Source organism: Acutalibacter sp. JLR.KK004, assembly GCF_036941085.1.
Taxonomy (GTDB): Bacteria; Bacillota; Clostridia; order Oscillospirales; family Acutalibacteraceae; genus Acutalibacter.
The window spans coordinates 1,488,947-1,508,981 of sequence record NZ_JAYMNQ010000001.1 but is presented as its reverse complement, the minus strand read 5'-3'; the positions used below and the strand labels follow the sequence as shown (position 1 = coordinate 1,508,981).

Annotated in this window: 21 protein-coding genes and 5 tRNA genes; all 26 read right to left on the bottom strand. The window is 53.1% G+C overall.

The features are described 5' to 3' along the window. Positions 1 to 77 precede the first annotated feature (77 nt). A complete protein-coding gene (locus VSQ30_RS08320; RefSeq protein ID WP_334463333.1) occupies positions 78 to 872 on the bottom strand; it encodes an AAC(3) family N-acetyltransferase in 795 nt (264 codons plus the stop codon). A 52-nt stretch (positions 873 to 924) separates the two neighbouring features. Beyond that, entirely contained in the window at positions 925 to 1,722 is a 798-nt protein-coding gene (locus tag VSQ30_RS08315; protein ID WP_334463332.1) for a sugar phosphate isomerase/epimerase family protein, read from the bottom strand. Beyond that, on the bottom strand, positions 1,713 to 2,234 hold the full coding sequence (locus tag VSQ30_RS08310) for a GNAT family N-acetyltransferase (RefSeq protein WP_334463331.1): 522 nt from the start codon (positions 2,232 to 2,234) through the stop codon (positions 1,713 to 1,715). The genes VSQ30_RS08315 and VSQ30_RS08310 overlap by 10 nt, the downstream gene beginning before the upstream one ends. Before the next feature lie 34 nt (positions 2,235 to 2,268). Continuing rightward, a complete protein-coding gene (locus VSQ30_RS08305) occupies positions 2,269 to 2,682 on the bottom strand; it encodes a DUF3788 domain-containing protein (protein ID WP_334463329.1) in 414 nt (137 codons plus the stop codon). Positions 2,683 to 2,740: 58 nt separating this feature from the next. Further along, positions 2,741 to 2,815: transfer RNA gene (locus VSQ30_RS08300), tRNA-Cys, on the bottom strand. Positions 2,816 to 2,864: 49 nt separating this feature from the next. Beyond that, a tRNA-Gly gene (locus VSQ30_RS08295) sits at positions 2,865 to 2,940 on the bottom strand. 3 nt (positions 2,941 to 2,943) lie between these two features. Beyond that, positions 2,944 to 3,019 (bottom strand) — tRNA-Phe (locus VSQ30_RS08290). Between the two features lie 5 nt (positions 3,020 to 3,024). Next, a tRNA-Asp gene (locus VSQ30_RS08285) sits at positions 3,025 to 3,101 on the bottom strand. A 25-nt stretch (positions 3,102 to 3,126) separates the two neighbouring features. Further along, positions 3,127 to 3,203, bottom strand: a tRNA-Val gene (locus VSQ30_RS08280). Between the two features lie 107 nt (positions 3,204 to 3,310). Beyond that, positions 3,311 to 4,216, bottom strand: a complete 906-nt coding sequence (gene hslO, locus VSQ30_RS08275; RefSeq protein ID WP_334463326.1) for an Hsp33 family molecular chaperone HslO — start codon at positions 4,214 to 4,216, stop codon at positions 3,311 to 3,313. A gap of 20 nt (positions 4,217 to 4,236) precedes the next feature. Beyond that, positions 4,237 to 4,983 carry a class I SAM-dependent DNA methyltransferase gene (locus tag VSQ30_RS08270; RefSeq protein ID WP_334463324.1) on the bottom strand — a complete coding sequence of 249 codons (747 nt, stop codon included), beginning with the start codon at positions 4,981 to 4,983 and terminating at the stop codon, positions 4,237 to 4,239. Between the two features lie 4 nt (positions 4,984 to 4,987). Beyond that, on the bottom strand, positions 4,988 to 5,290 hold the full coding sequence (locus tag VSQ30_RS08265) for a YerC/YecD family TrpR-related protein (RefSeq protein ID WP_160641366.1): 303 nt from the start codon (positions 5,288 to 5,290) through the stop codon (positions 4,988 to 4,990). A 160-nt stretch (positions 5,291 to 5,450) separates the two neighbouring features. Beyond that, positions 5,451 to 6,161 carry an HAD family hydrolase gene (locus VSQ30_RS08260; protein WP_334463320.1) on the bottom strand — a complete coding sequence of 237 codons (711 nt, stop codon included), beginning with the start codon at positions 6,159 to 6,161 and terminating at the stop codon, positions 5,451 to 5,453. Between the two features lie 11 nt (positions 6,162 to 6,172). Then, on the bottom strand, positions 6,173 to 7,477 hold the full coding sequence (lysA, locus tag VSQ30_RS08255) for a diaminopimelate decarboxylase (protein ID WP_334463318.1): 1,305 nt from the start codon (positions 7,475 to 7,477) through the stop codon (positions 6,173 to 6,175). Positions 7,478 to 7,496: 19 nt separating this feature from the next. After that, the gene (yihA, locus tag VSQ30_RS08250; protein ID WP_334463316.1) at positions 7,497 to 8,090 is read right to left on the bottom strand and encodes a ribosome biogenesis GTP-binding protein YihA/YsxC; all 594 of its coding nucleotides are present in this window, start codon (positions 8,088 to 8,090) and stop codon (positions 7,497 to 7,499) included. A gap of 17 nt (positions 8,091 to 8,107) precedes the next feature. Then, positions 8,108 to 10,549, bottom strand: coding sequence for an endopeptidase La (gene lon, locus VSQ30_RS08245; RefSeq protein WP_334463314.1), 2,442 nt, complete (start codon positions 10,547 to 10,549; stop codon positions 8,108 to 8,110). Between the two features lie 72 nt (positions 10,550 to 10,621). Then, positions 10,622 to 11,923: an ATP-dependent Clp protease ATP-binding subunit ClpX gene (gene clpX, locus VSQ30_RS08240; protein WP_160641371.1), complete on the bottom strand. Its 1,302-nt coding sequence runs from the start codon at positions 11,921 to 11,923 to the stop codon at positions 10,622 to 10,624. An 18-nt stretch (positions 11,924 to 11,941) separates the two neighbouring features. Next, positions 11,942 to 12,523, bottom strand: a complete 582-nt coding sequence (gene clpP / locus VSQ30_RS08235; protein ID WP_160641372.1) for an ATP-dependent Clp endopeptidase proteolytic subunit ClpP — start codon at positions 12,521 to 12,523, stop codon at positions 11,942 to 11,944. Positions 12,524 to 12,671: 148 nt separating this feature from the next. Beyond that, complete coding sequence (gene tig, locus VSQ30_RS08230) at positions 12,672 to 13,973, bottom strand: trigger factor (RefSeq protein ID WP_334463309.1); 1,302 nt, start codon at positions 13,971 to 13,973, stop codon at positions 12,672 to 12,674. A 213-nt stretch (positions 13,974 to 14,186) separates the two neighbouring features. Next, complete coding sequence (locus VSQ30_RS08225) at positions 14,187 to 14,876, bottom strand: metallophosphoesterase (RefSeq protein WP_334463307.1); 690 nt, start codon at positions 14,874 to 14,876, stop codon at positions 14,187 to 14,189. Positions 14,877 to 14,929: 53 nt separating this feature from the next. Next, positions 14,930 to 16,435: a threonine synthase gene (gene thrC / locus VSQ30_RS08220; protein ID WP_334463305.1), complete on the bottom strand. Its 1,506-nt coding sequence runs from the start codon at positions 16,433 to 16,435 to the stop codon at positions 14,930 to 14,932. Between the two features lie 92 nt (positions 16,436 to 16,527). Beyond that, a complete protein-coding gene (locus tag VSQ30_RS08215) occupies positions 16,528 to 17,469 on the bottom strand; it encodes a dipeptidase (RefSeq protein WP_334463303.1) in 942 nt (313 codons plus the stop codon). 13 nt (positions 17,470 to 17,482) lie between these two features. After that, positions 17,483 to 17,848 (bottom strand): YraN family protein, encoded by a 366-nt coding sequence (locus VSQ30_RS08210; protein WP_334463301.1) that lies wholly within the window; start codon positions 17,846 to 17,848, stop codon positions 17,483 to 17,485. 8 nt (positions 17,849 to 17,856) lie between these two features. Continuing rightward, positions 17,857 to 18,459 carry a ribonuclease HII gene (gene rnhB, locus VSQ30_RS08205; RefSeq protein ID WP_334463299.1) on the bottom strand — a complete coding sequence of 201 codons (603 nt, stop codon included), beginning with the start codon at positions 18,457 to 18,459 and terminating at the stop codon, positions 17,857 to 17,859. A 27-nt stretch (positions 18,460 to 18,486) separates the two neighbouring features. Then, the gene (gene ylqF, locus VSQ30_RS08200) at positions 18,487 to 19,356 is read right to left on the bottom strand and encodes a ribosome biogenesis GTPase YlqF (protein WP_160641378.1); all 870 of its coding nucleotides are present in this window, start codon (positions 19,354 to 19,356) and stop codon (positions 18,487 to 18,489) included. Positions 19,357 to 19,445: 89 nt separating this feature from the next. Continuing rightward, positions 19,446 to 20,030, bottom strand: a complete 585-nt coding sequence (gene lepB, locus VSQ30_RS08195; protein ID WP_334463295.1) for a signal peptidase I — start codon at positions 20,028 to 20,030, stop codon at positions 19,446 to 19,448. Positions 20,031 to 20,035 lie beyond the last annotated feature (5 nt).

The window sequence follows — 20,035 nt, the reverse complement described above, 5'->3', positions numbered from 1 at the left end:
GTAGATTTTCAAGGGGATTTTGTGGGATTCAAGGCAGGAACCGCAAGAAAGGCTGTCGCCTTCCGGCTCTGCAATTGTCAATACCATTCCTCAGGAACCGCTTGTGCGTCCAGGAAAAGATCGGGATTTTTTTCCAGCAGCGCGCAGGCAGTTTCCCGCATCTTACGGGCGTTGCCGATGATGCATTTGGCATCTCCAAACGTACCATACCGGATGGCCCCATGCTTTAAAAATGGCTTTTCCAGCTTGTCATAGTTTTCAGAAACGTCCCCAGCAGGGCAGTAATGAAACCTTGCGTCTGTGCGGTATTCTTCGCCCTGAGGCCCTATAATAGTGATGGGCCGGGTTTCCTCTGTAAGGCGGTTCGGAATGCCTTCCCACTCCTCTACGCCATGAATAAAGGTGTTGGAGCGCAGGGTGCAGCCTAAAAAGAGAATGTCCGCGTCCAAGTCCAGCAGTCTGCCCCAGCAGCCATCACGGGGGCAGGGACTGTGGGCCTGTTCCTCGCCGGCTGTGTAGGCCGCGGCCCCCTTTCCCAGGGCGGCTACTGAATGGGTGGGATGCAGGGAGCGCACCACGCCGGGCCTGTGCCGGAAAAGCTCAGGCAGGATGCCTACGCAGGAGGGAAGCGTGCGGGAGTCGAACACATTCTGCTCCTTGCCTTGCCCAATGTATTTCCAGGTGTGGGTGGGAAAAATGAGCAGCCCCTCCCCCATGTACTGGCACCAAGCGTCCAAGACGGTGTCCGCACCGCCCTCCACTGGGCCGATGGCCTTCATGGAGGAATGGATGAGCAAAGCGCCTTGGGGGTTGACACCCATGTTTTTAATATCTGCCAGCAAATCGCTTTTTGTATACATTTTAATCGCCATGCGATACAGGCTGTGCCCGGTATCGTTCCTTTCTCATGATTTTTCGTACTATCTATTTTCTTTCCAGGAAGCCTTCCCTGTGCAGCCATGCCGCCGAGTCTGCCAGGGCCTGCGCGGTTTTCACCTCCAGCACAGCCCGGCAGTCTCTCTCAGCGGCAAGAGCCAGGTGCCAGGGCAGATCAATTTCCCCTGTGCCCAGGGGCAGATGGTTTTTTCCACCGATTGCGTCATGAATGTGGAAATGATGCAGCCGTTCTTTATGTGCAAGGAAAAAGGGCCTGTCCACGTCCCCGGCGCTGTGGTTATGGCCGATATCGAAGGTCAGCCCAAAGAGCGGGCTTTGGAGGAACAGCTCCAGGGCCTCCTGGAGGAAGGGTTTGTTAAAATTCCCGGTATTCTCCAGGCAGATGGAAACCGCCCCTTCCGCGGCTTCCTCGCACCGGGCAATGGCCTCTGCCAGCCGCCCCAGGAAATGTTCCCGGTACATTTCATAGAGATACGCCTTTTTCCCAGGCAGGGTAAAGTATACGCCTTCTGACAGGTGCATGTTTAAGACAGGGATGTGCAGCTTACGGGCAAAGGAGATAGTTTTCAACAGGGTGTCCAGGTACGCCTGGGCCACAAGGGGGTTGAAATCACACAGATCCAACTTTTCGTCCAGGTGTATGGTGAAATAGACCTGATACCTGTCTGCTACACTTTGCAGCAAGGGCATGTCCCACTGCTGGTACTGGGGCAGGTTCATGTTCAGTTCGACAAAGCCAAACCCTAAATGGCGGCACAGGGCCGCAGCGCTCTCCGGATCCGAGGCTTCCAGCAGGGTAGGTATTCCCCATTCTTTTACCGGCACTGCTCCCACTCCTCCCGGGTGATGCCATAAACCTTCGTGATGGTGTTCACATCGTCCTCAAACTCTTCTAACAGGCGCATGCCGTTAGCCATAGCAGTGGAATAGGAGCCGATGTTCGTATATTTCATGTAGGAAAAAAGCATGTTAAAAGGGGTATTTTCAAAGGCCCAGTCCCGGCAGGCCCGGGCGGCCTCTTTGGCATAGCCTTTGTGCTGCTGGTCTTTGCGGATGTGGTAGCCAATCTCAGGCTTTATCTTGCTGCCGATGTTCTGCATGGTCAGGCCGCAGTCACCGATTACTTCCCCCGTCTCTTTCAAAACGACTGCCCATAGGCCAAAGCCAAAAATCTGATACCGCTCCATGTTCCGCTGGATCCACTCCCTGACCCGCTTTTCATCGAAGGTATAGGGGTAGTGCTGCATGATATCCCTATCCCCCCAAACCTTGTACAGGGCATCAAAGTCGCTGGGAACCATCTCCCGCAGGATAAGGCGTTCTGTTTCCAACTGCATAAGCTTTACACGCTCCTTTCGCAAAACAGGGGTTTCATTTTCGATTCGGCTTCCGCTTGATTGCCAAGAGCCGCACGTAATCATCCAGCAATTCTGTGCTTTCAGGCTCAAACATAACCCATTTTCCGTCATGGAAAGTCTGCGCCTTTGCGTATGCTGTTTGTATCTGTGCAGGGAAGCTGTCTTGAAGTGCCTCGAATTTATCCCGCTCGGCCTTGCCAAAAATTACCATGAACCCTGCACAGCCTTCCCGGGCATACAGTGCGCACAGGGTCTTGCCGCCCCTGCGGTACTTATATTCATATTGCCAGTTTTTGCCGCCTGTGTTCCAAAGCCGCTCCATTTCATATTTCGCGTCAATTGCGGCGCACAAGCCTGCCCACACCTCATACAGCGTTGGCCCAAGCAATGCCGCCAGTTCTTCCCTGTCCGGGATATTTTCCAGCATAAAGCTTCCACCTTTACAGAAAATGAAAAACGCTATGGACATCTATCCATAGCGTTTCTGGAGGTGACACCCGGATTTGAACCGGGGAATGAAGGTTTTGCAGACCTTTGCCTTACCACTTGGCTATGTCACCAATGTTTAGGAAAAGACGCTCCAAGAAAGAAGCGTCTTTTCACATCTTGTGGAGCGGACGACGAGGCTCGAACTCGCTACCTCCACCTTGGCAAGGTGGCGCTCTACCAGATGAGCTACGCCCGCAAATGGTGCCTCCGATCGGAATCGAACCAATGACACGGGGATTTTCAGTCCCCTGCTCTACCAACTGAGCTACAGAGGCAAATATGGCGACCCGGAACGGGCTCGAACCGTCGACCTCTAGCGTGACAGGCTAGCGTTCTAACCAACTGAACTACCGGGCCAGATTACCTAAGTAAAACATGTGTATGGTGGGGACAATAGGACTCGAACCTATGACCCCCTGCTTGTAAGGCAGGTGCTCTAACCAGCTGAGCTATGCCCCCATCTCCCACACATCCTAAGTACCGCTTAAGCGGCGCTTGCGCTGTCTACCAGCGACGCTCTATATATTACAGGATTTTCCGTCAAATGTCAAGGGGTTTTTCAAAATTTATTTTTCTTTTTTTAAACTGCCTGCCGCCTGCTCTGCCAGGGACTCTAGTTCCTCTTTTGTAAAGTAATATTTCCGGCTGCAATACTGGCATACAGTTTCCACCCTGCCCTGGCTGTCCAAAGGAAGGGTACGGATTTCCTGAGGGCCTAAGGTCAGAAGGCCCTTTGCAAAACGCTCTTTGCTACAATTGCACACATAGTGTATCTGAAACTCGTCTAAAACCTCCATGGCAAAGCCGTCCAGAGCCTTCTGGCACATTTCCTCCAGGGAAAGCCCCTTTGCCAGCATGGTGGTTACGGAATCCAGCTTGGCGATATTGGCTTCCAGTTGCTTGACTGCGGCTTCCTCTGCCCCGGGCAGCACCTGAATCAGCAGCCCGCCAGAAAGCAGCGCCCCGCCCTTTTCTCTGTCCACCAGCACACCTAAGGCACACACTGTGGGCACCTGCTCGCTGATGGCATAATACTGGGTGATGTCCTCGGCTATTTCACCGCTTACAAGGGCTGTCTGCCCGATATAAGGGTCGCCCTCCCCTAAGTCGCGTATAACTGCCAGGCGGCCTTCATGGCCTACGCCGCCGCCCACATCTATTTTTCCGTCTTGGCGGATGGGCAGTTCCACCTGAGGATTGTCCACATAGCCGCGCACGTTGCCCCGGCTGTCTGAAAGGGCTACAAGGGCGCCTAAAGGCCCTCCGCCGTTTACCTTCAGGGTTAGGGCGGCATCATCCTTTTTCAGCATGGCGCCCATAAGGGATGCGCCTGTCAGCAGCCTGCCTAAAGCCGCGCAGGCTGTTTTGGAAAGCCCGTGGAGCTGCTGGGCTGTGTATACAAGCTCTGTGGAGTCGATAGCGGAAGCCATCAGGCTCCCATCGGAAGTGATGGTGCGGATAATCCTGTCCATATGGTTTGGGTTTTCTCCCCTCATTTCAATTTTTGCGCGGCAAACACCAGCCGCTGGCTGTCCTCCCGGGGCGGCTGAAACGTTAGCTCGTCATACACCTGGATATTTCCGAAACCTGCCTTTCCCAGCATGGCAAATACTTCTTCCAGCGGGTAGGCAGACTCGGAAAAGTGCTCCCGGCTGCGGCGGTACAGCTTCCCCTCCCGCTGGAAAAAATCCAACTGGATGTCCACACGCCCAGAGCCTGGGATGCAGCGGTTCTGCCATACACAGTAGACCTGCCCTATATCATAGACAAAGGTATTGTTCCCCAGCACCTTTTCGTGTTTGTAGAGGGTGTTCAGGTCAAATAAAAAATACCCTCCGGGATTCATAAAAAAGGAAACCCTGCCAAAGGCCTGCTGCACCTCTTCCCTGCCGCTTAAATGGTTCAGGCTGTCTAAAGAGCAGATAACCGTATCCACTGTCCCGTACAAGTCCATTTCCTGCATTTTCTGGCACAGAAACAGGATGTCCGCCCCTGCCTGGGCGCATTTCATCCGGGCCTCTGAAAGCATCTCCACAGAAGCGTCTATGCCGTATATATCCACGCCCCTGCGGAACAGCTCCAGAGTCAGGGAGCCTGTGCCGCAGGCCAAATCCAATGTAAGGCCGGGCGTATGCCCCAACCGCTCTAAGAGGGAAAGGAAATATTCCGCCCGCTCCTTATAGCCCACGTTGGCGGTTAGGGCATCGTAAAACTGGGCAAAAACCGCGTAGCTTCCCATAGGCTTATTCCTGCTTCCTCTCTTTTCCCAGCCGGCTGAACACCAATTCATAGCCGTCGCTGCCGTAATTCAGAGAGCGGTTTACCCGGCTGATGGTGGCGGTGGAAGCTCCTGTTTTCGCCACAATGTCGCTGTATACCTGCTTGTCGCTGAGCATCTTTGCCACAGCCAGACGCTGGGACATGGATTTCAGCTCTGGCACTGTACACAGATCGTCAAAAAAGCGGTAGCACTCCTCTGGCGTTTCCAGCGACAGTACTGCCTGGAAAAGAAAATCTATGTTACCGTCCTGCAATTTCGCGTTCATCTCTGCGCCGTCCTTTCTTTCCATGAAAAATTTTAAAACCTGCAGGCTTTCTGCGCCCGGTATGTTCTTATCTCCCTGTTTTCACACGGTTCCCACTGGTTTATCATTTTAACACAGAAAAGCAGAAAAGTAAAGTTCAAAGTCTGTGGATTTTATGGCATCAGGACAAAACCCGCTCCAGCTCCCGCAGGCTGCAGATAATATAGGCAGGCGCAATGTCCTGGGGCGGCTGCTTTCCTCTGGGATTATACCAGCAGGCGGGAATCCCAATAGCCACAGCGCCTGCAATATCGCTGGAAAGGGAGTCGCCCACCATCAGGCACTCCTCCGGGCTGCACCTAAGGGATACGAGCATTTCTTTAAAAAATGTCTTTCCCGGCTTGATACAGCCTATTTCCTCGGAAATGAACACAGCCTCCGTATAAGGCAGGAGTTTTTCCACTCGGGGCCTTTGCACCCGGGTGACGCCGTTAGTGGCCAGCACCAGCTTATGGCTTGCGGAAAGCTGCCTGAAGATATCAAAGGTATCCTCTTCCATAAAATCGCAGGACAAGGCTACGTGCTCCAGGTAACATTCCACCAGTTCGTCTATATCCCCGCCCCACCCCAGGGTCTGTGCGAGGCATGTAAAATGCCGCTGGAGATACGCATAATAATAGCGGTGGTAATTTGCCTGGATGTCTTGATTCGAGGTATTGTCCAAGCCAAACTCGTCCCAGATTTTCCAGCTTAATTTTTCATCTAAAGAAATATATTCCGGCGTATACGCGGCGTTAAGCTTCTCCGCAATGGCTTTTTGGGCGCAGGCATAGGCACGTCCAAAATCTAACAGCGTGCCGTCCACATCAAAAAACAAATATCTATAGCCCATTATGCCGCCCCTTATACGTCATTGCGCACCAAGTCCTCATAGGTCTCCCCTTTGATGATGATACGGGACTCCCCTTGGGACACCATAACACAGGCTGGCCGGGGATTGCGGTTATAGTTTGAGGCCATGGAATAATTATAGGCCCCAGTGGTGAGCACTGCCAGGATGTCCCCTTCCTCTGGGCGCTGAATAGGCGTGTGCTCCTGGATCAGATCGCCGCTCTCACAGCATTTTCCTGCTACTGTGGCAATGTAATCCGCAGGCGCGTTTGCCTTATTGGCAAGCAGGCAGGTGTAATCGGCCTGATAGAGGGCATAGCGGGGATTCTCAAACATGCCCCCGTCAATGGAAACATAATTGCGCACACCGGGAATCTCCTTGATGGCGCCCACAGTATACAAGGTGATGCCTGCTTCCGCCACCACAGATCGGCCTGGTTCAATGTAAATTTCAGGTTGGTCAAGGCCTAAATCTTTACACTTCTTGTGTACCATCTGGGACACAGCTTCCATATAGCGTTCATAGGGAAGGGCATCATCCCGCTGGGTGTAGCGCACCCCAAAACCGCCGCCCAGGTTCAAATGCTCCAGTTCCACGCCAAATTGGGACTTTATCTGCCCGAATAACTCCAGCATGACTTCAGCGGCGTGTACAAAAGGCTCCACTTCAAAAATCTGGGAGCCGATGTGGCAGTGCAGCCCCTTTAAGCTTACATGCTCCAGGGAAAGGCTTTGGCGCACCGCCTCCAGGGCTTCGCCGCTTGCCAAGTCGATGCCGAATTTGGAATCAATCTGCCCGGTGCGGATAAAGTCGTGGGTGTGGGCATCTATGCCCGGCTTGATACGCAGGGAAATGTTGACCACAGCGTTATTGCCCTCCGCAATGCGCTCTACAAGCCGCAGTTCGGAAAAGCTGTCCACCACAATGTCTCCCACGCCGTTTTCAACGGCAAAGGCTATCTCTCCGGCAGACTTATTATTCCCCTGGAAATGGATATGCTGGGGCAGCACTCCTGCTTGCAGGGCTGTGTACAGTTCACCGCCGGAAACCACTTCCACGTCCAGGCCTTCGCTTACCACAATACGGTAAATTTCCTTGCAGCTAAAGGCCTTGCTGGCATAGATAGGGCGGCCATGGCCCCCATAAAATTTCTGGAAGGATTGCACATAGCTTTTGCAAACCCGGCGTACTTCGTCCTCGCTCATCACATAAAGGGGTGTGCCATACTGCCCGGCAAGCTCTACGGCATCACATCCGCTGATAGCCAGCCGTCCCCTCTCGTTTATTTCAAGGCAGGGAGAAAGCAATCTCATCATCCTTTCGCACAATCAAAAATTACATGTCCGCATACGTCTCTACAGCCTTTGCAATCAGTTCCCGCACCTCTTCCAGCCCGACTCCTTTTACCGCGGAGAAAGGATAAAAGGGGATGCCTAAAGGGGTTAGCAAATCAGAAAAAAGCTGGGTTTGAGCCGTTGTCTCCCCTTTATTCAGCTTGTCGGATTTGGTGCAGACCACAGCAAAAGGCGCGCCCATTCCCTGCAGAAAATCTATCATCTGCAGGTCATTGGCAGAGGGCTTGTGGCGCATGTCAATAAGCTGGATAACCAGGGCAATTTGGCGCTGCTGGGCAAAATATCCCTCCACCAGGGAGGCCCAGCGCTCTTTTTCGCTTTTAGAAACCTTTGCATACCCATAGCCGGGCAAGTCCACAAAACAGCAGCCCACCAGACGGTAAAAATTGATGGTGGCGGTTTTGCCCGGCGTGGCGCTCACCCGGGCAAGGGCCTTGCGGTTCACCAAGCGGTTTAAAAGGGAGGATTTCCCCACATTGGACTTGCCGGAAAACACGATCTCTGGTAAATTGGAGGCGGGCAACTGGTCTTTGCGTCCTGCTGCAAATTCAAATTCTACATGTTGAAAATCCACTGGTAAGCTCCTTTACTTTACACTCTGGCAGGCTCTACATAGTGGTCAGCGGGAGCTGGGTGCAGGGGGATTTCCTCGGAAATGGCCTGTCCCTCCGGCTGGATGGGCCGGGGCATACACTGTAAAGCGTTTTCCAGTACGGTATCTACTCGTTTTACTGGGATAAAGCATACATTTTTCTTTACAACTTCATCTATTTCTGCCAGATCCGGCACATTGTCAATGGGAATAAGCACAGTCTTTATGCCGTTTTTATAGGCTGCCATGGCTTTTTCCTTCAGGCCGCCGATGGGCAGCACGCGGCCCTGTAAAGTGATTTCCCCTGTCATGGCTATATCCCGCCGCACAGGTATGGCGGTTAAGGCCGAAGTGATAGCAGTGGCCATGGCGATGCCGGCAGAAGGGCCGTCTTTGGGCACTGCGCCCTCCGGAGCGTGAATATGTATATCACACTTTTCATAAAATTTGGGAGAAATGCCCAAAGCGCCGGCCCGGGTGCGGATGCAGGTGATGGCCGCGTTGGCGGATTCCTTCATCACATCCCCCAAAGAGCCAGTAAGCTGGATTTTGCCTGTGCCTTCCATAACAGCCACTTCCAGGGGCAAAAGCTCCCCTCCCACGCTGGTCCAGGCCAGCCCGTTGACAAGGCCCACCATATTTTCACTGGGCAGGCGATCCTGGGTATATTTCCGGGGGCCGAGCAGCTCTTCCAGATCTTCGGGCTTTACAGAAACGCTGGAAAACTCCGGATCCAGCACAATTTTTTTAGCTGTTTTCCGGCAGACGGAAGCAATGGTGCGCTCCAGTGTGCGCACGCCAGCCTCCCGGGTGTAGCCTTCGATGATCTGCCGGAGGGCCGCTTTGCTGAACTTTAACTGCCGGGCCTTAATGCCATGCTTTGTAAGCTGCTTTTTCACCAGATGCTTGGTAGCAATATTTAACTTTTCCTCCAGCGTATAGCTGCCCAGCTCGATAATATCCATACGATCATACAGCGGGCCGGGGATGCGGGAGGCATCGTTTGCCGTGGTGATAAAAAGCACATGGCTCAAGTCAAAGGGCATGTCAATATAATGGTCGGTAAACTCCCCGTTCTGCTCCGGATCCAACACCTCCAGCAAGGCGGAAGCGGGATCCCCCTTGAAGTTCGTACCCAGTTTGTCAATTTCGTCCAGCAGGATAAGGGGGTTGTTCACTCCTGCCTGCTTCACAGCGTTGATAATACGGCCAGGCATGGAGCCTACATAGGTTTTGCGGTGACCCATGATTTCTGCTTCATCGCTGACGCCTCCCAAGGACACCCGCACATATTTGCGTCCGGTGGCCCGGGCAATGGAACGGGCGATGGAGGTTTTGCCCACGCCCGGAGGACCAACCAGGCAGATGATCTGTCCATTTTGTAAAGGCGCAAGGCTTTTCACTGCCAGGATTTCAATAAACCGCTCCTTGACTTTTACAAGCCCATAATGATCCTGATCCAGAATCCGCTGGGCGCGGGTTAAATCCAGCTTTTCCTTGGAAGATTTCCGCCAGGGCAGCTCCAGGCAGGTGTCCAGATACAGCCGGATGACACTGGCCTCGTGGGAGCCGGAGGGCATATGGTACAGCTTATTGCATTCCTTTAGAAGCTTTTCCTCGCAGACCTTGGAAAGCTGCAGGGCGCGCACCTTTTTCCGAAGTTCATCTGACTCCTGCTGAGGGTCGTCCTCTTCCCCCAGTTCATTGGCAATGGCCCGCATCTGTTCCTTTAAGAAATATTCCCGCTGGTTTTCATCCATCTGGGCCTGGGCCTTCTGATTGATTTCATTTTCTACAGCCAGAATCTGGATTTCCTCGGTCAGCACGTCAATCAGTTTCTGCATACGCTTTAGGGGCCGCAGCTCGTCTAAAATATACTGCTTGCGCTCGAAGTCGATGGAAATGTTGGAGGCAATGTAGTCCGCAAGCCTGCCGCAGTCCTTTTCCTGGAGCACGCCCAGCAGCACATCCGGGGGCACATGCTTAAACAGGCGCAGATATTCGTCAAAGCGCTCGTGGACAATACGGATGAGAGCTTCAGACTTGTAGGACTTTTTATAGGTGAGCATAGGGCATTTTACAATGTTTCCCAGCAGATAAGGCTCTTCCTGCACAAAAGAGGTGATTTCCCCCCGGCACAGCCCCTCTACATGAAGCTTTGCCCCTTCTTCTGAGTGGTGTACCACCTGTTTGATGCGGGCAATGACGCCTACCCGGTACAGGTCATCCCCTACCGGTTCTCCATCCTCCATATGCACCTGGGAGACTAGAAAAATCAGCCTGTCATTGACGATAGATTCGGATGCTGCCAGTACGGATTTTTTTCGGGAAATGTCAAACTGCAGCATCATACCGGGGAAAAACACCAGCCCGCGCACAGCCAGAACCGGCAAAACCAAGTTGTTTTCTATCTTGTTATTTTCATCTGTAAAATTTTGCATGATGATCTCCTAAAACCAGCGAAAGACTGCGACCGGGAACCATGCCGGCAACAGCCTTTTTCGCTACCTTATTTATGATACCGAGTCTCTGCGGTCACGCCGCTTAGGCTGGGTGATTTTGATTTTAACGGGTTTTCTGTCCTTGTTGTACAGGATTTCCGGCTCCATGCCGTCCTCTACCATCTGCTTTGTAATTTTTACCTTTTCAATGGTGTAGTCGCTGGGAACCTTATACATCATGGGCATTAAAACCCCTTCCAAAATGGATCGCAAGCCCCGGGCGCCTGTTTTGCGCTCCAGAGTCTGTCTGGCAACGGAACGCAGGGCTTCTTCCGTAAACTCCAGATCCACCTTGTCAAGGTCAAACAGCTTCTGGTACTGCTTCAAGAGGGAATTTTTCGGTTCCCGCAAAATGCGCACTAGGGACTCTTCGTCCAAGCCCTCCAAGGATGTGATAACCGGGATACGGCCTACAAGCTCAGGGATAAGGCCGTATTTTACCAGATCGTGGGGGGTTACATCCTTCATCCAGTTAATGGAATCCAGTTCCTTTTTCCCGTGGACTTCCCCGCCAAAGCCTAAGGTGGTGGACGCAGAGCGCTGCTGGACAATTTTTTCCAGGCCGTCAAAGGCACCGCCGCAGATGAAGAGGATGTTGGAGGTGTCGATGTTAATGGCTTCCTGCTGGGGATGCTTACGCCCGCCTTTGGGCGGCACACTGGCAGTGGTGCCTTCCAGAATTTTCAGCAGGGCTTGCTGCACCCCCTCGCCGCTGACATCCCGGGTGATGGAGGTGTTTTCCGACTTGCGGGAAATTTTGTCGATTTCGTCGATATAGATAATGCCCCGCTCTGCCTTGAAGATATCATAGTCTGCCGCCTGGATAAGCCGCAGCAGGATGTTTTCCACATCCTCGCCCACATAGCCCGCTTCTGTCAGGGTGGTGGCATCCGCGATGGCAAAGGGTACGTCTAAAAGCTTTGCAAGGGTCTGGGCCAGATAGGTTTTGCCCACGCCGGTGGGTCCTAAAAGCATGACGTTGCTTTTAGACAGCTCCACATCGTCATTGGAAAAATAGATGCGCTTATAGTGGTTGTAAACCGCTACGGACAAAGCGATTTTAGCGCTCTCCTGCCCCACCACGTATTCATCCAGCTTCCGCTTAATTTCCTGTGGCTTTGGCAGCAGGATGCCCACTTCCTTTTCGTCGCTTCTGCCCTTTTTCAGCCGATCCTCATCCTCTATAATGGACATACACAGCCTGACGCAAGCATCGCAGATATACACCCCGGAGCCTGCTATCAGACGGGTTGCTACAGCCTGCGGCTTTCCGCAGAAAGAACAGCAGATTTCACTTTCATTGATTCCCGCCATCTGTCCACACCCTTTCTGTTATCTCGATTCTATAACCTTGTCGATAAGGCCGTACTCCAGTGCCTGCTGGGCTGTCATAAAGTTATCCCGCTCAGTGTCCCGCTCGATGACCTCAATGGGCTGGCCTGTGCGCTGGGACAGGATGGTGTTCAGGCGCTTCTTGGTGCGCAGGATATGGTCGGCATGGATACTGATATCCGTGGCCTGCCCCTGTGCGCCGCCGCTGGGCTGGTGTATCATGATTTCGCTGTTTGGAAGGGCAAAACGTTTGCCCTTCGTCCCCGCAGCCAGCAGGAAGGAACCCATACTGGCTGCCATGCCAATGCAGATAGTAGACACATCGCACTTGATATACTGCATGGTGTCATAAATGGCCATGCCGTCGGTAATAACGCCGCCAGGGCTGTTGATATACAGGGAGATGTCCTTTTCCGGATCCTGCCCTTCCAGGTACAGAAGTTGCGCCACAATAACACCAGCAGACGCGCTGTTCACATCCTCGTTAAGCATAACGATCCGGTCATTGAGCAAGCGGGAGAAAATGTCGTAAGACCGCTCGCCCCGGTTGGTCTGTTCCACAACATATGGCACCAGGCTCATATTGATTAGCTCCTTTCCAGAGGCCCTTTTGAAAGCAAATCACTCCAAACAGGCCTTCAGCCTAAATTAGTATGAAAGCAGGCAATAAGATTTATTCGGTTTCAGAAAAATTATGCCAGCAAAAGGCATTTCTGCCTTATTTTTCCTGTTATTCTTCCCCAGCTTCCGGCTCTTTGATGACAGCGTTGGCACGCACAAACTCTACAGCCTTCTGGTTTGCCAGGTCTGCGCTGACCATATCCATGTTCACCAGGCCCTTGACGTTCTCCAGGGGCATCCCATACGCTTCGGACAGGCGCTTCAGTTCTTCCTCGCACTCCTCGTCTGTGGGCTTGATGCCCTCTAACTGGGCGATTTTTTCAAGGCCCAGCCGCACCTTTACCTGCCGGTCTGCCTGGGGCTTATACTGGGCGCGGAGATCGTCGGTGGTCATATTGGTATACTGGAGGTAAGTCTCCAGCTTCAGGCCCTGGGACTGCAGGCGCTGGGCAAAGGCGTTGATGATTTCATCCACCTCGTTTTCTACCATCTCATCCGGGATTTCCGCCTGCACCTTTTCAATAACCGCGTCAATAAGCTGGTTCTCCACATCGGCATCTGCGGCCTTTTCCCGGCGCTCCAGCAGCTTCTTTTCAATATCCTTCTTATATTCCTCCAAGGTGTCAAATTCGCTGACATCCTTTACAAATTCATCGTCTACCTCGGGCAGTTCCTTTGTCTTTAACTCATGCAGCTTGATTTTGAAAACAGCCGCCTTCCCTTTCAGCTCCTCAGCATGGTAATCCTCCGGGAAGGTCACGTTTACGTCAAAGTCCTCCCCTGTGCTGTGGCCCACGATCTGATCCTCAAAGCCAGGGATAAACTGCCCGGCGCCCAGGGTCAGCTCGTAGTTCTCCGCCTTGCCTCCGTCAAACTGCTTGTCATCTACATAGCCGTCAAAGTCGATTACAGCAATGTCGCCGTTTTCCGCCGCGCGGCCTTCTACTGTGATCATCCGGGAATTACGCTCCCGAACCCGCTCCAGCTCGCTGTTGATGTCCCCTTCTGTTACCACAACAGGCTCCCGGGTGACTTCAATGCCCTTGTATCCTTCAATGGAGGCCTCGGGCTTTGTGATAACCGTCAGCGTACACTGCACGCCAGCCGCCTTGCTGATTTCGTCGATTTTAAAGTCTCCAATGCTGACTACCTCCAGCTTGGACTGGTCGATGGCTTCCATGACGATGGAGCGGTACAGCCGGTCAACAGCGGCATCAAAGAACACTTCCTCGCCGTAATACTTTTCTACAAAAGCCCGGGGCGCCTTGCCTTTGCGGAAGCCGGGGATATTCAGCTTTTTGCTTTCCGCCTTGAACACAGCGTCCAGGGTCTTGTTAAATTCTTCGGGGGTGACCTCAATCTGCAACTGGTATTTGTTGGTTTCCACGTTGTTGGTAGCTTTTAAATTCATTTTACTTTTTCCTCTCACAATAGACTTAGCCGGGCGTTTTGACTTCATACCAGAAACGGGACGGGCCGCCTGGTATCCTGATAAAATTTAAGTATTGCAAAATAGCCGCTTGTGAATATTATAGCATAGACAAGCGCAGGAATCTATATCTGGACTGCAAATTCTTGCAGGAAAATCGTGAAAAATTCGGTTTTTTCACATAAAATTTGCCGTTTATGGGATGCGTACAGGGGCGAAGTTTACATAATCGCAAGAAATCAAATGCATCTCCACACCCCGGTAGCTGCCTGCCAGAACTTTTTTGGCGGCATACTGCCCATGGATATGGCCAAAATAGCAGTGGCGGATCTGGTTTTCCCAAAGGATTTCCAGCAGTTCCCGGCACTCCATATTATCATATACCGGCGGGTAATGGAGGAAAGCCACCAGCTCTCCCCCCAGGGTCTTTGCCTGCTCAATGGAGGACAAAAGCCTGCCTGCCTCCCGGCTGACAATTTTCCTGTCTTCCTCGGTTTCCGAGTTATAGAGCCATCCCCGGGTGCCGCAAATGGCTTTATCGCCTACCCTGTAGGCGCAGTTATGCAAAATGTGTAAGGTGTCCCAACCGTTTTCCAGGAAAAAGCGGTCTATTTTGTTCCGGGTAGACCACCAGTAATCGTGATTGCCTTTTAGGAGCAGCTTTTGCCCGGGCAGGGAATTGATAAAGGCAAAATCCTTGCCGGTATCTTCCAGCTTCATGGCCCAGGAAATATCCCCGGCAATGACTACCGTATCTGTTTCAGCCACTGTGCCCCGCCAGTTTTCTTCCAGGCGCTGCACATAATCCTGCCAGCCTCGGAAAACGTCCATGGGTTTGTCTGTCCCCAGGGACAAATGCAGATCTGCTATTACAAATAAAGCCATTTTCCCACGTTCCCGTGATACAGACAGTCCCGTATCTTCCTTTCTTGATAATCTTACCCTATCCCCAGCATACGGCGTACAGCGGCAGCCGTTTGCTCTTTAGGGACGATTTCTGTAAAGCGAATTCCCTTGTCGCGCAGAGCAAGAAGCTGCCGGGGAGCGCTGGTACGGGTCAGTTCCTCCAGGCGGCGGAGGTTTTCAAATTCTTCCATCGTTTCAAGGGGTTCCAACGCGCCCAGCACATGCTGTGTAAATTTATAAGGACTGGCAGTGGAGGCGATAATGGCAGGCGTTTCCCCGTCCCCAGTTTCCTCTATATACTGCCGGTATACGTCTAAGGCCACTGATGTGTGGGTGTCACAGAGATAGCCTTCCTGCTCCCAGGTGCGGCGCACTGTTTGGGCTGTGGCCTCCTCATCGCAGAAGCCGCCATAGAAGAGGGCTTGCAGCTTTTCCTTTACCAGCGGGCTGACTTCATACACGCCCTTTTGGGCAAGTTCCTCCATCCAGCCGGTTAAAGCCTGGCTGTCTTCCCCGGATAAAGCATACAACAGCCGCTCCAGGTTGCTGGAGATGAGGATATCCATGGAAGGCGAGGAGGTGGCGAAAAACTCCCGGCGGCGATCATACACGCCTGTGCGGATGAAGTCTGCCAGCACCTTGTTGCGGTTGGAGGCACAGACAAACTTTTTTACGGGAAGGCCCATGCGGCTGGCATAATAAGCCGCCAGAATATTGCCAAAATTCCCGGTGGGCACCACAATATTTATCGGCTCTTCCAGGGAAGATATGCGGCCTGTGCGGTGCAGTTCCAAATAAGAATAGAAATAATAGACAATCTGCGGCAGCAGGCGGCCCCAGTTGATGGAATTGGCGCTGGAGAACAGCATTCCCTTATCCAAAAGCGCCTGCTTCATGCCTTGATCGGTAAAGATGGTTTTTACTGCGGTTTGCGCGTCATCAAAGTTCCCCTCTATGGCGCAGACACCCACGTTTTCCCCTTCCTGGGTGGCCATCTGGCGCTTCTGCATAGGGCTGACCCCGTCTTTGGGATAAAACACCATGATTTTCGTGCCCGGCACGTCCTTAAAACCCTCTAACGCAGCTTTGCCCGTATCTCCGGAGGTGGCTACCAGGATGACGGCTGTTTTCCCTGCCGCTGATTTCCCCATGGATTTTGTGAGGAAATGGGGCAGGATTTGCAGTGCCATGTCCTTAAAAGCACAGGTGGGGCCATGCCACAACTCTAATAGATGTTCATTGCCTGGGGAATTCGGCAAGGGGACAAGCTTCACAGGTTCTCCTCCCCCGAATTTGGCGGGGGCATACGCCTTTTCCACGCACTCGTCCAGTTCTTCCAGAGAAAAATCTGTTAAAAATTCCGCAAAAACAACCTTCGCAAGGCTTCGGTAATCCATATCCCGCCATAAAGGCAGCTTTTCTTTCACCTGCGGCAGGCATTCTGGCACAAACAGCCCGCCTTCCTCCGAGATTCCCTGGGCTATAACCTGCGAAGCCAGCAGGGAAAGCTTAGAATTCCTGGTGCTTTTATAGCGCATCCATATCACCCACACTTGTTATTTTTCATTCCCGGCATCTTGGAGGCCTGGGAAATTACACCCCAATACTATACCGCACTTTTGGCGTTCTGTCAAAGCAAATTCTGTTTTTGGAAAAAGCAGGCCCCGTTTTCATAAAAAATTTTCTTTACCAGGCTTTCCGAGTAATTGTGTTTTAAGAACAGCTCATACAGCCTGGGGACAGCCCCCAGCCCGTCTGCCATGTCTTTTGGCAGGGCCGCGCCGTCCCAGTCGCCGCCCATGGCAAGGGTGTTTTCGCCGCCAAGGGCGAGGAAGTGCTCCGCATGGCGCAAAACGTCCTCCATGGAAGCTATTTCCGGTTCATCATGCAGGAAAGCTTTATAGAAATTCAGCCCCACCAGCCCGCCGGAATCCCGTATAATGCAAAACTGCTCATCTGTCAGGTTCCGGGGATGGGAGCACACAGACTTGGCGTTGGAGTGGGACGCAGCCAAAGGCTTTTGGGAAATCTCTGCAACATCGTAAAAAAGCGCCGGGCTTGCGTGGGAAAGATCTATCACAATGCCGGCTTCCTCCAGGCCTTTCACAGCCTGCCTGCCAAAATCTGAAAGCCCGGTATTGCCTTCTGCCCCCACGCCCCGGCCCAATTCATTTTCCCCGTTCCATGTCAGCGTACACATTTTCACGCCCCTGTCCCGGAAGGCCTGGATGTTCTCCAGCTTTCCCCCCAGTGCCGCGCCGTTTTCCACTGTCAGTACAGCGGCGTGCTTTTTCTTTGCGGCAGCCTGGGCCAAGTCTCCGGGCTGCCGGCAGACAGAAAGCGGCTCTCGGTTTGCCGCTGCCTCCTCCTGAAAGCGGTCTGCAATTTCGCAGAACCGCTGGAAAGCAGCGTCCCCCCGCAGGCTGTCTGGGATCCACACCGCATAACACTGGGCATAAGTTTCCATGGCCTGCGCCTTTTGCAGGTTTACGTGGAGATCGTTTTCCTTCAGGTGCTTGTCGTGCAGGAAGCACTCTGTCATGGTGTCGCAGTGCAGGTCGAAATAACGCAAGGATATCCCCTCCTTATGCTGTAAAAGCATTTTCCAGATACTCCATTTTTACTATCCGCCCTGCCTGCATATACACAGCCGCCACGTCAAATCTGGGCTGCCATGGAGCCGGATTTTCCGCCAGATACTGTCCTGCGGCGAGCAGAAGCTTTTTCTGCTTGCTCCGCGTTACTGCCTCCAGCGGGGAAACCATGCTTCCCGCTTTGCGGGCTTTCACCTCTACAAAGAGGATCCATCCGTCCTTTTGGGCGACAATATCTATTTCCCCTAAGCGGGTGCGGTAATTCCGCTTAAGAATTTTGCAGCCCTCTTCCGCTAACCGCTGGGCAACGAAATCTTCTGCAAGCTTCCCCAAGCTGCCGGACTGCTTCTTCTCCATAGCTGTTCCTATTTCTCTCCCAGGTTTTTCAGAAAGCTTTTTCTATGTACTGGCAGCACCCCATAGGCCTTAATGGCCTCATAATGGGCCTTTGTGCCGTATCCTTTGTGCTTGGCAAAGCCATATTGGGGATATTGTGCATCCATCTGGCACAGCACCCTGTCCCGGCTTACCTTGGCTAAAATAGAGGCTGCCGCAATGCTGGCAGACTTTGCGTCACCTTTGACAATGGTTTCCCCGGGGATGGGCAGGGGCGGCATGCGGTTGCCATCCACCATAGCCCAGTCCGGCGGGAGCTTCAGGGCTTCTACAGCCCGGGCCATAGCCTGAAAAGTGGCCCGCAGGATATTGAGACGGTCAATTTCCTCCTCGTCTGCCCATCCGATGCCATAGGCCAGTGCCTTTTGGGTGATGAGGGGGAAAAGCAGTTCCCGTTTTTTCTCTGTCAGCTTTTTGGAATCATCCAGCCCGGGGAGTTCGCAGTCCACAGGCAGGATAACGGCGGCGGCGCACACAGGCCCCGCTAAAGGCCCCCGCCCCGCTTCATCTATGCCGCAGACAGCCCGGCATCCCTGGGATATTGCCTGCTTTTCATAGGCGTACCAGTCCACTGCCCTTTCCTCCTTTATCCGTTGTTTTCAAGCGGGTTCTAAGGTTATGGGGCCAAGCTTTCCGCCCCGGTATTCGTCCAGCAGGGTGATGGCGGCCCGTTCGGTGTTGATTTCCCCGCCGGAAACCAGCATGCCCCTGTTGCGCCCAATGCGCTCTAACAGCTCATATCCCTGCAGAGGTCTTTGGGGATCAAGCTGCAGCTTGTACCGCTGCTCCAGGCATTTGGGATAGCGGGTTTGCAAAAGCTCCAGCAGGCGGCAGGCAAGGCCCTCCAAGTCCAGGATTTCGTCTTTCACAGCCCCTGTAAAGGCTAGATGCTCCCCTACAATGGGATCTTCAAATTTGGGCCAGAGCACTCCTGGGGTATCCAAAAGCTCGAAGCCCCTGCCTACGGCGAACCAGCGGTTTTGCCGGGTGACGCCGGGCTTGTCCCGCACCTCGGCTTTCCCGCCGCCTTTGCCCATTATGCGGTTGATAAAGGAGGACTTGCCCACATTGGGCACCCCCAGCACCATCACCCGGATGGGCCTGCCCACCATGCCTTTGCGCTCCCAGGCGGCAATCTGCTCTGCCAGCACCTGGCGCGCCCCATTGTAAAAGGCAGGGATGCCCTTGCCCGTTTTGCTCTCAATGGGAATGGCCTTCAGCCCCTGCTGCTGATAGCGGGCCACCCATTTAGCCGTTTCGCTGGGATCTGCCATATCGCTTTTATTTAAAAGCACCACGCGGGGCTTGGATCGGATAATATCCCGCAGTACGGGGTTTGAACTGCTTTGGGGAATGCGCGCGTCTAAAATTTCCGCCACCACGTCCACCAGCTTTAAATCTTCCGCGATTTTCCGGCGGGTTTTCGCCATATGGCCTGGGAACCACTGTACTGACATCACTTCGCCCATCTGCGCTCTCCTTTCTGCTTTGTAAAGCCAAACTGCCTTACGAGTTGTCCATAAAAGGTACAAGTTTGTTTCTATGCCGGGTATGCGCCTCAGGAGGGCCTGCCCAACTTGGAGAAGGGATAGAGGTTAAATACGACCTTCCCCAGTATGTTCCGGTGATCCACCATGCCTACAGAGAGAAAGCGGCTGTCTGTGGAATTGCCCCGGTTGTCCCCCAGTACAAACACGCAGTTTTCCGGCACAGTCTGGGGAAAATCCAGCACCTGCCCGGGCGCATCCGGCACAAAGGTGATGCCGTTTTCCAAGCCAAAGGCTTCGCCCTTTACAGGCGTGCCGTCAACAGTCAGCTCTCCTGCCGCCGGATCGAAGTCTACAACCTGCCCTTCTGTGGCAACTACCCGCTTGATAATGGGTTCTTGCAGGGCATGGACGATAATAACTACATCCCCCCGGCCTATCTCTCCTGCAAAGCCGGAAACCAGCACCCGATCCCCATGTTGGTATGTCGGCTCCATGGAGCGCCCATCAACCGTAATAACCCTTGCCGCAAAGGTGAATACAATCGACACCAGCATAATGGCGAACACGATAGTTTCCACCCATTCCAGCACAGAACTGCAAAAAGCTTTCTCCTGCTGTTCTGGCCCTTCCATAGGCTGTAGTATATCCTCCATGAAAA

Bases quoted from the DNA above. Each gene is read 5' to 3' on its own strand.
- VSQ30_RS08310 (WP_334463331.1), bottom strand. From the start codon at position 2,234: ATGCAGTTGGAAACAGAACGCCTTATCCTGCGGGAGATGGTTCCCAGC.
- VSQ30_RS08270 (WP_334463324.1), bottom strand. From the start codon at position 4,983: ATGGGAAGCTACGCGGTTTTTGCCCAGTTTTACGATGCCCTAACCGCC.
- thrC (WP_334463305.1), bottom strand. From the start codon at position 16,435: ATGCGCTATAAAAGCACCAGGAATTCTAAGCTTTCCCTGCTGGCTTCG.
- VSQ30_RS08210 (WP_334463301.1), bottom strand. From the start codon at position 17,848: ATGGAGAAGAAGCAGTCCGGCAGCTTGGGGAAGCTTGCAGAAGATTTC.
- VSQ30_RS08265 (WP_160641366.1), bottom strand. From the start codon at position 5,290: ATGAACGCGAAATTGCAGGACGGTAACATAGATTTTCTTTTCCAGGCA.
- hslO (WP_334463326.1), bottom strand. From the start codon at position 4,216: ATGGACAGGATTATCCGCACCATCACTTCCGATGGGAGCCTGATGGCT.
- lon (WP_334463314.1), bottom strand. From the start codon at position 10,549: ATGCAAAATTTTACAGATGAAAATAACAAGATAGAAAACAACTTGGTT.
- VSQ30_RS08305 (WP_334463329.1), bottom strand. From the start codon at position 2,682: ATGCTGGAAAATATCCCGGACAGGGAAGAACTGGCGGCATTGCTTGGG.
- VSQ30_RS08260 (WP_334463320.1), bottom strand. From the start codon at position 6,161: ATGGGCTATAGATATTTGTTTTTTGATGTGGACGGCACGCTGTTAGAT.
- tig (WP_334463309.1), bottom strand. From the start codon at position 13,973: ATGAATTTAAAAGCTACCAACAACGTGGAAACCAACAAATACCAGTTG.
- ylqF (WP_160641378.1), bottom strand. From the start codon at position 19,356: ATGGGCGAAGTGATGTCAGTACAGTGGTTCCCAGGCCATATGGCGAAA.
- clpX (WP_160641371.1), bottom strand. From the start codon at position 11,923: ATGGCGGGAATCAATGAAAGTGAAATCTGCTGTTCTTTCTGCGGAAAG.
- lysA (WP_334463318.1), bottom strand. From the start codon at position 7,477: ATGATGAGATTGCTTTCTCCCTGCCTTGAAATAAACGAGAGGGGACGG.
- lepB (WP_334463295.1), bottom strand. From the start codon at position 20,030: ATGGAGGATATACTACAGCCTATGGAAGGGCCAGAACAGCAGGAGAAA.
- clpP (WP_160641372.1), bottom strand. From the start codon at position 12,523: ATGAGCCTGGTGCCATATGTTGTGGAACAGACCAACCGGGGCGAGCGG.
- VSQ30_RS08225 (WP_334463307.1), bottom strand. From the start codon at position 14,876: ATGGCTTTATTTGTAATAGCAGATCTGCATTTGTCCCTGGGGACAGAC.
- VSQ30_RS08320 (WP_334463333.1), bottom strand. From the start codon at position 872: ATGGCGATTAAAATGTATACAAAAAGCGATTTGCTGGCAGATATTAAA.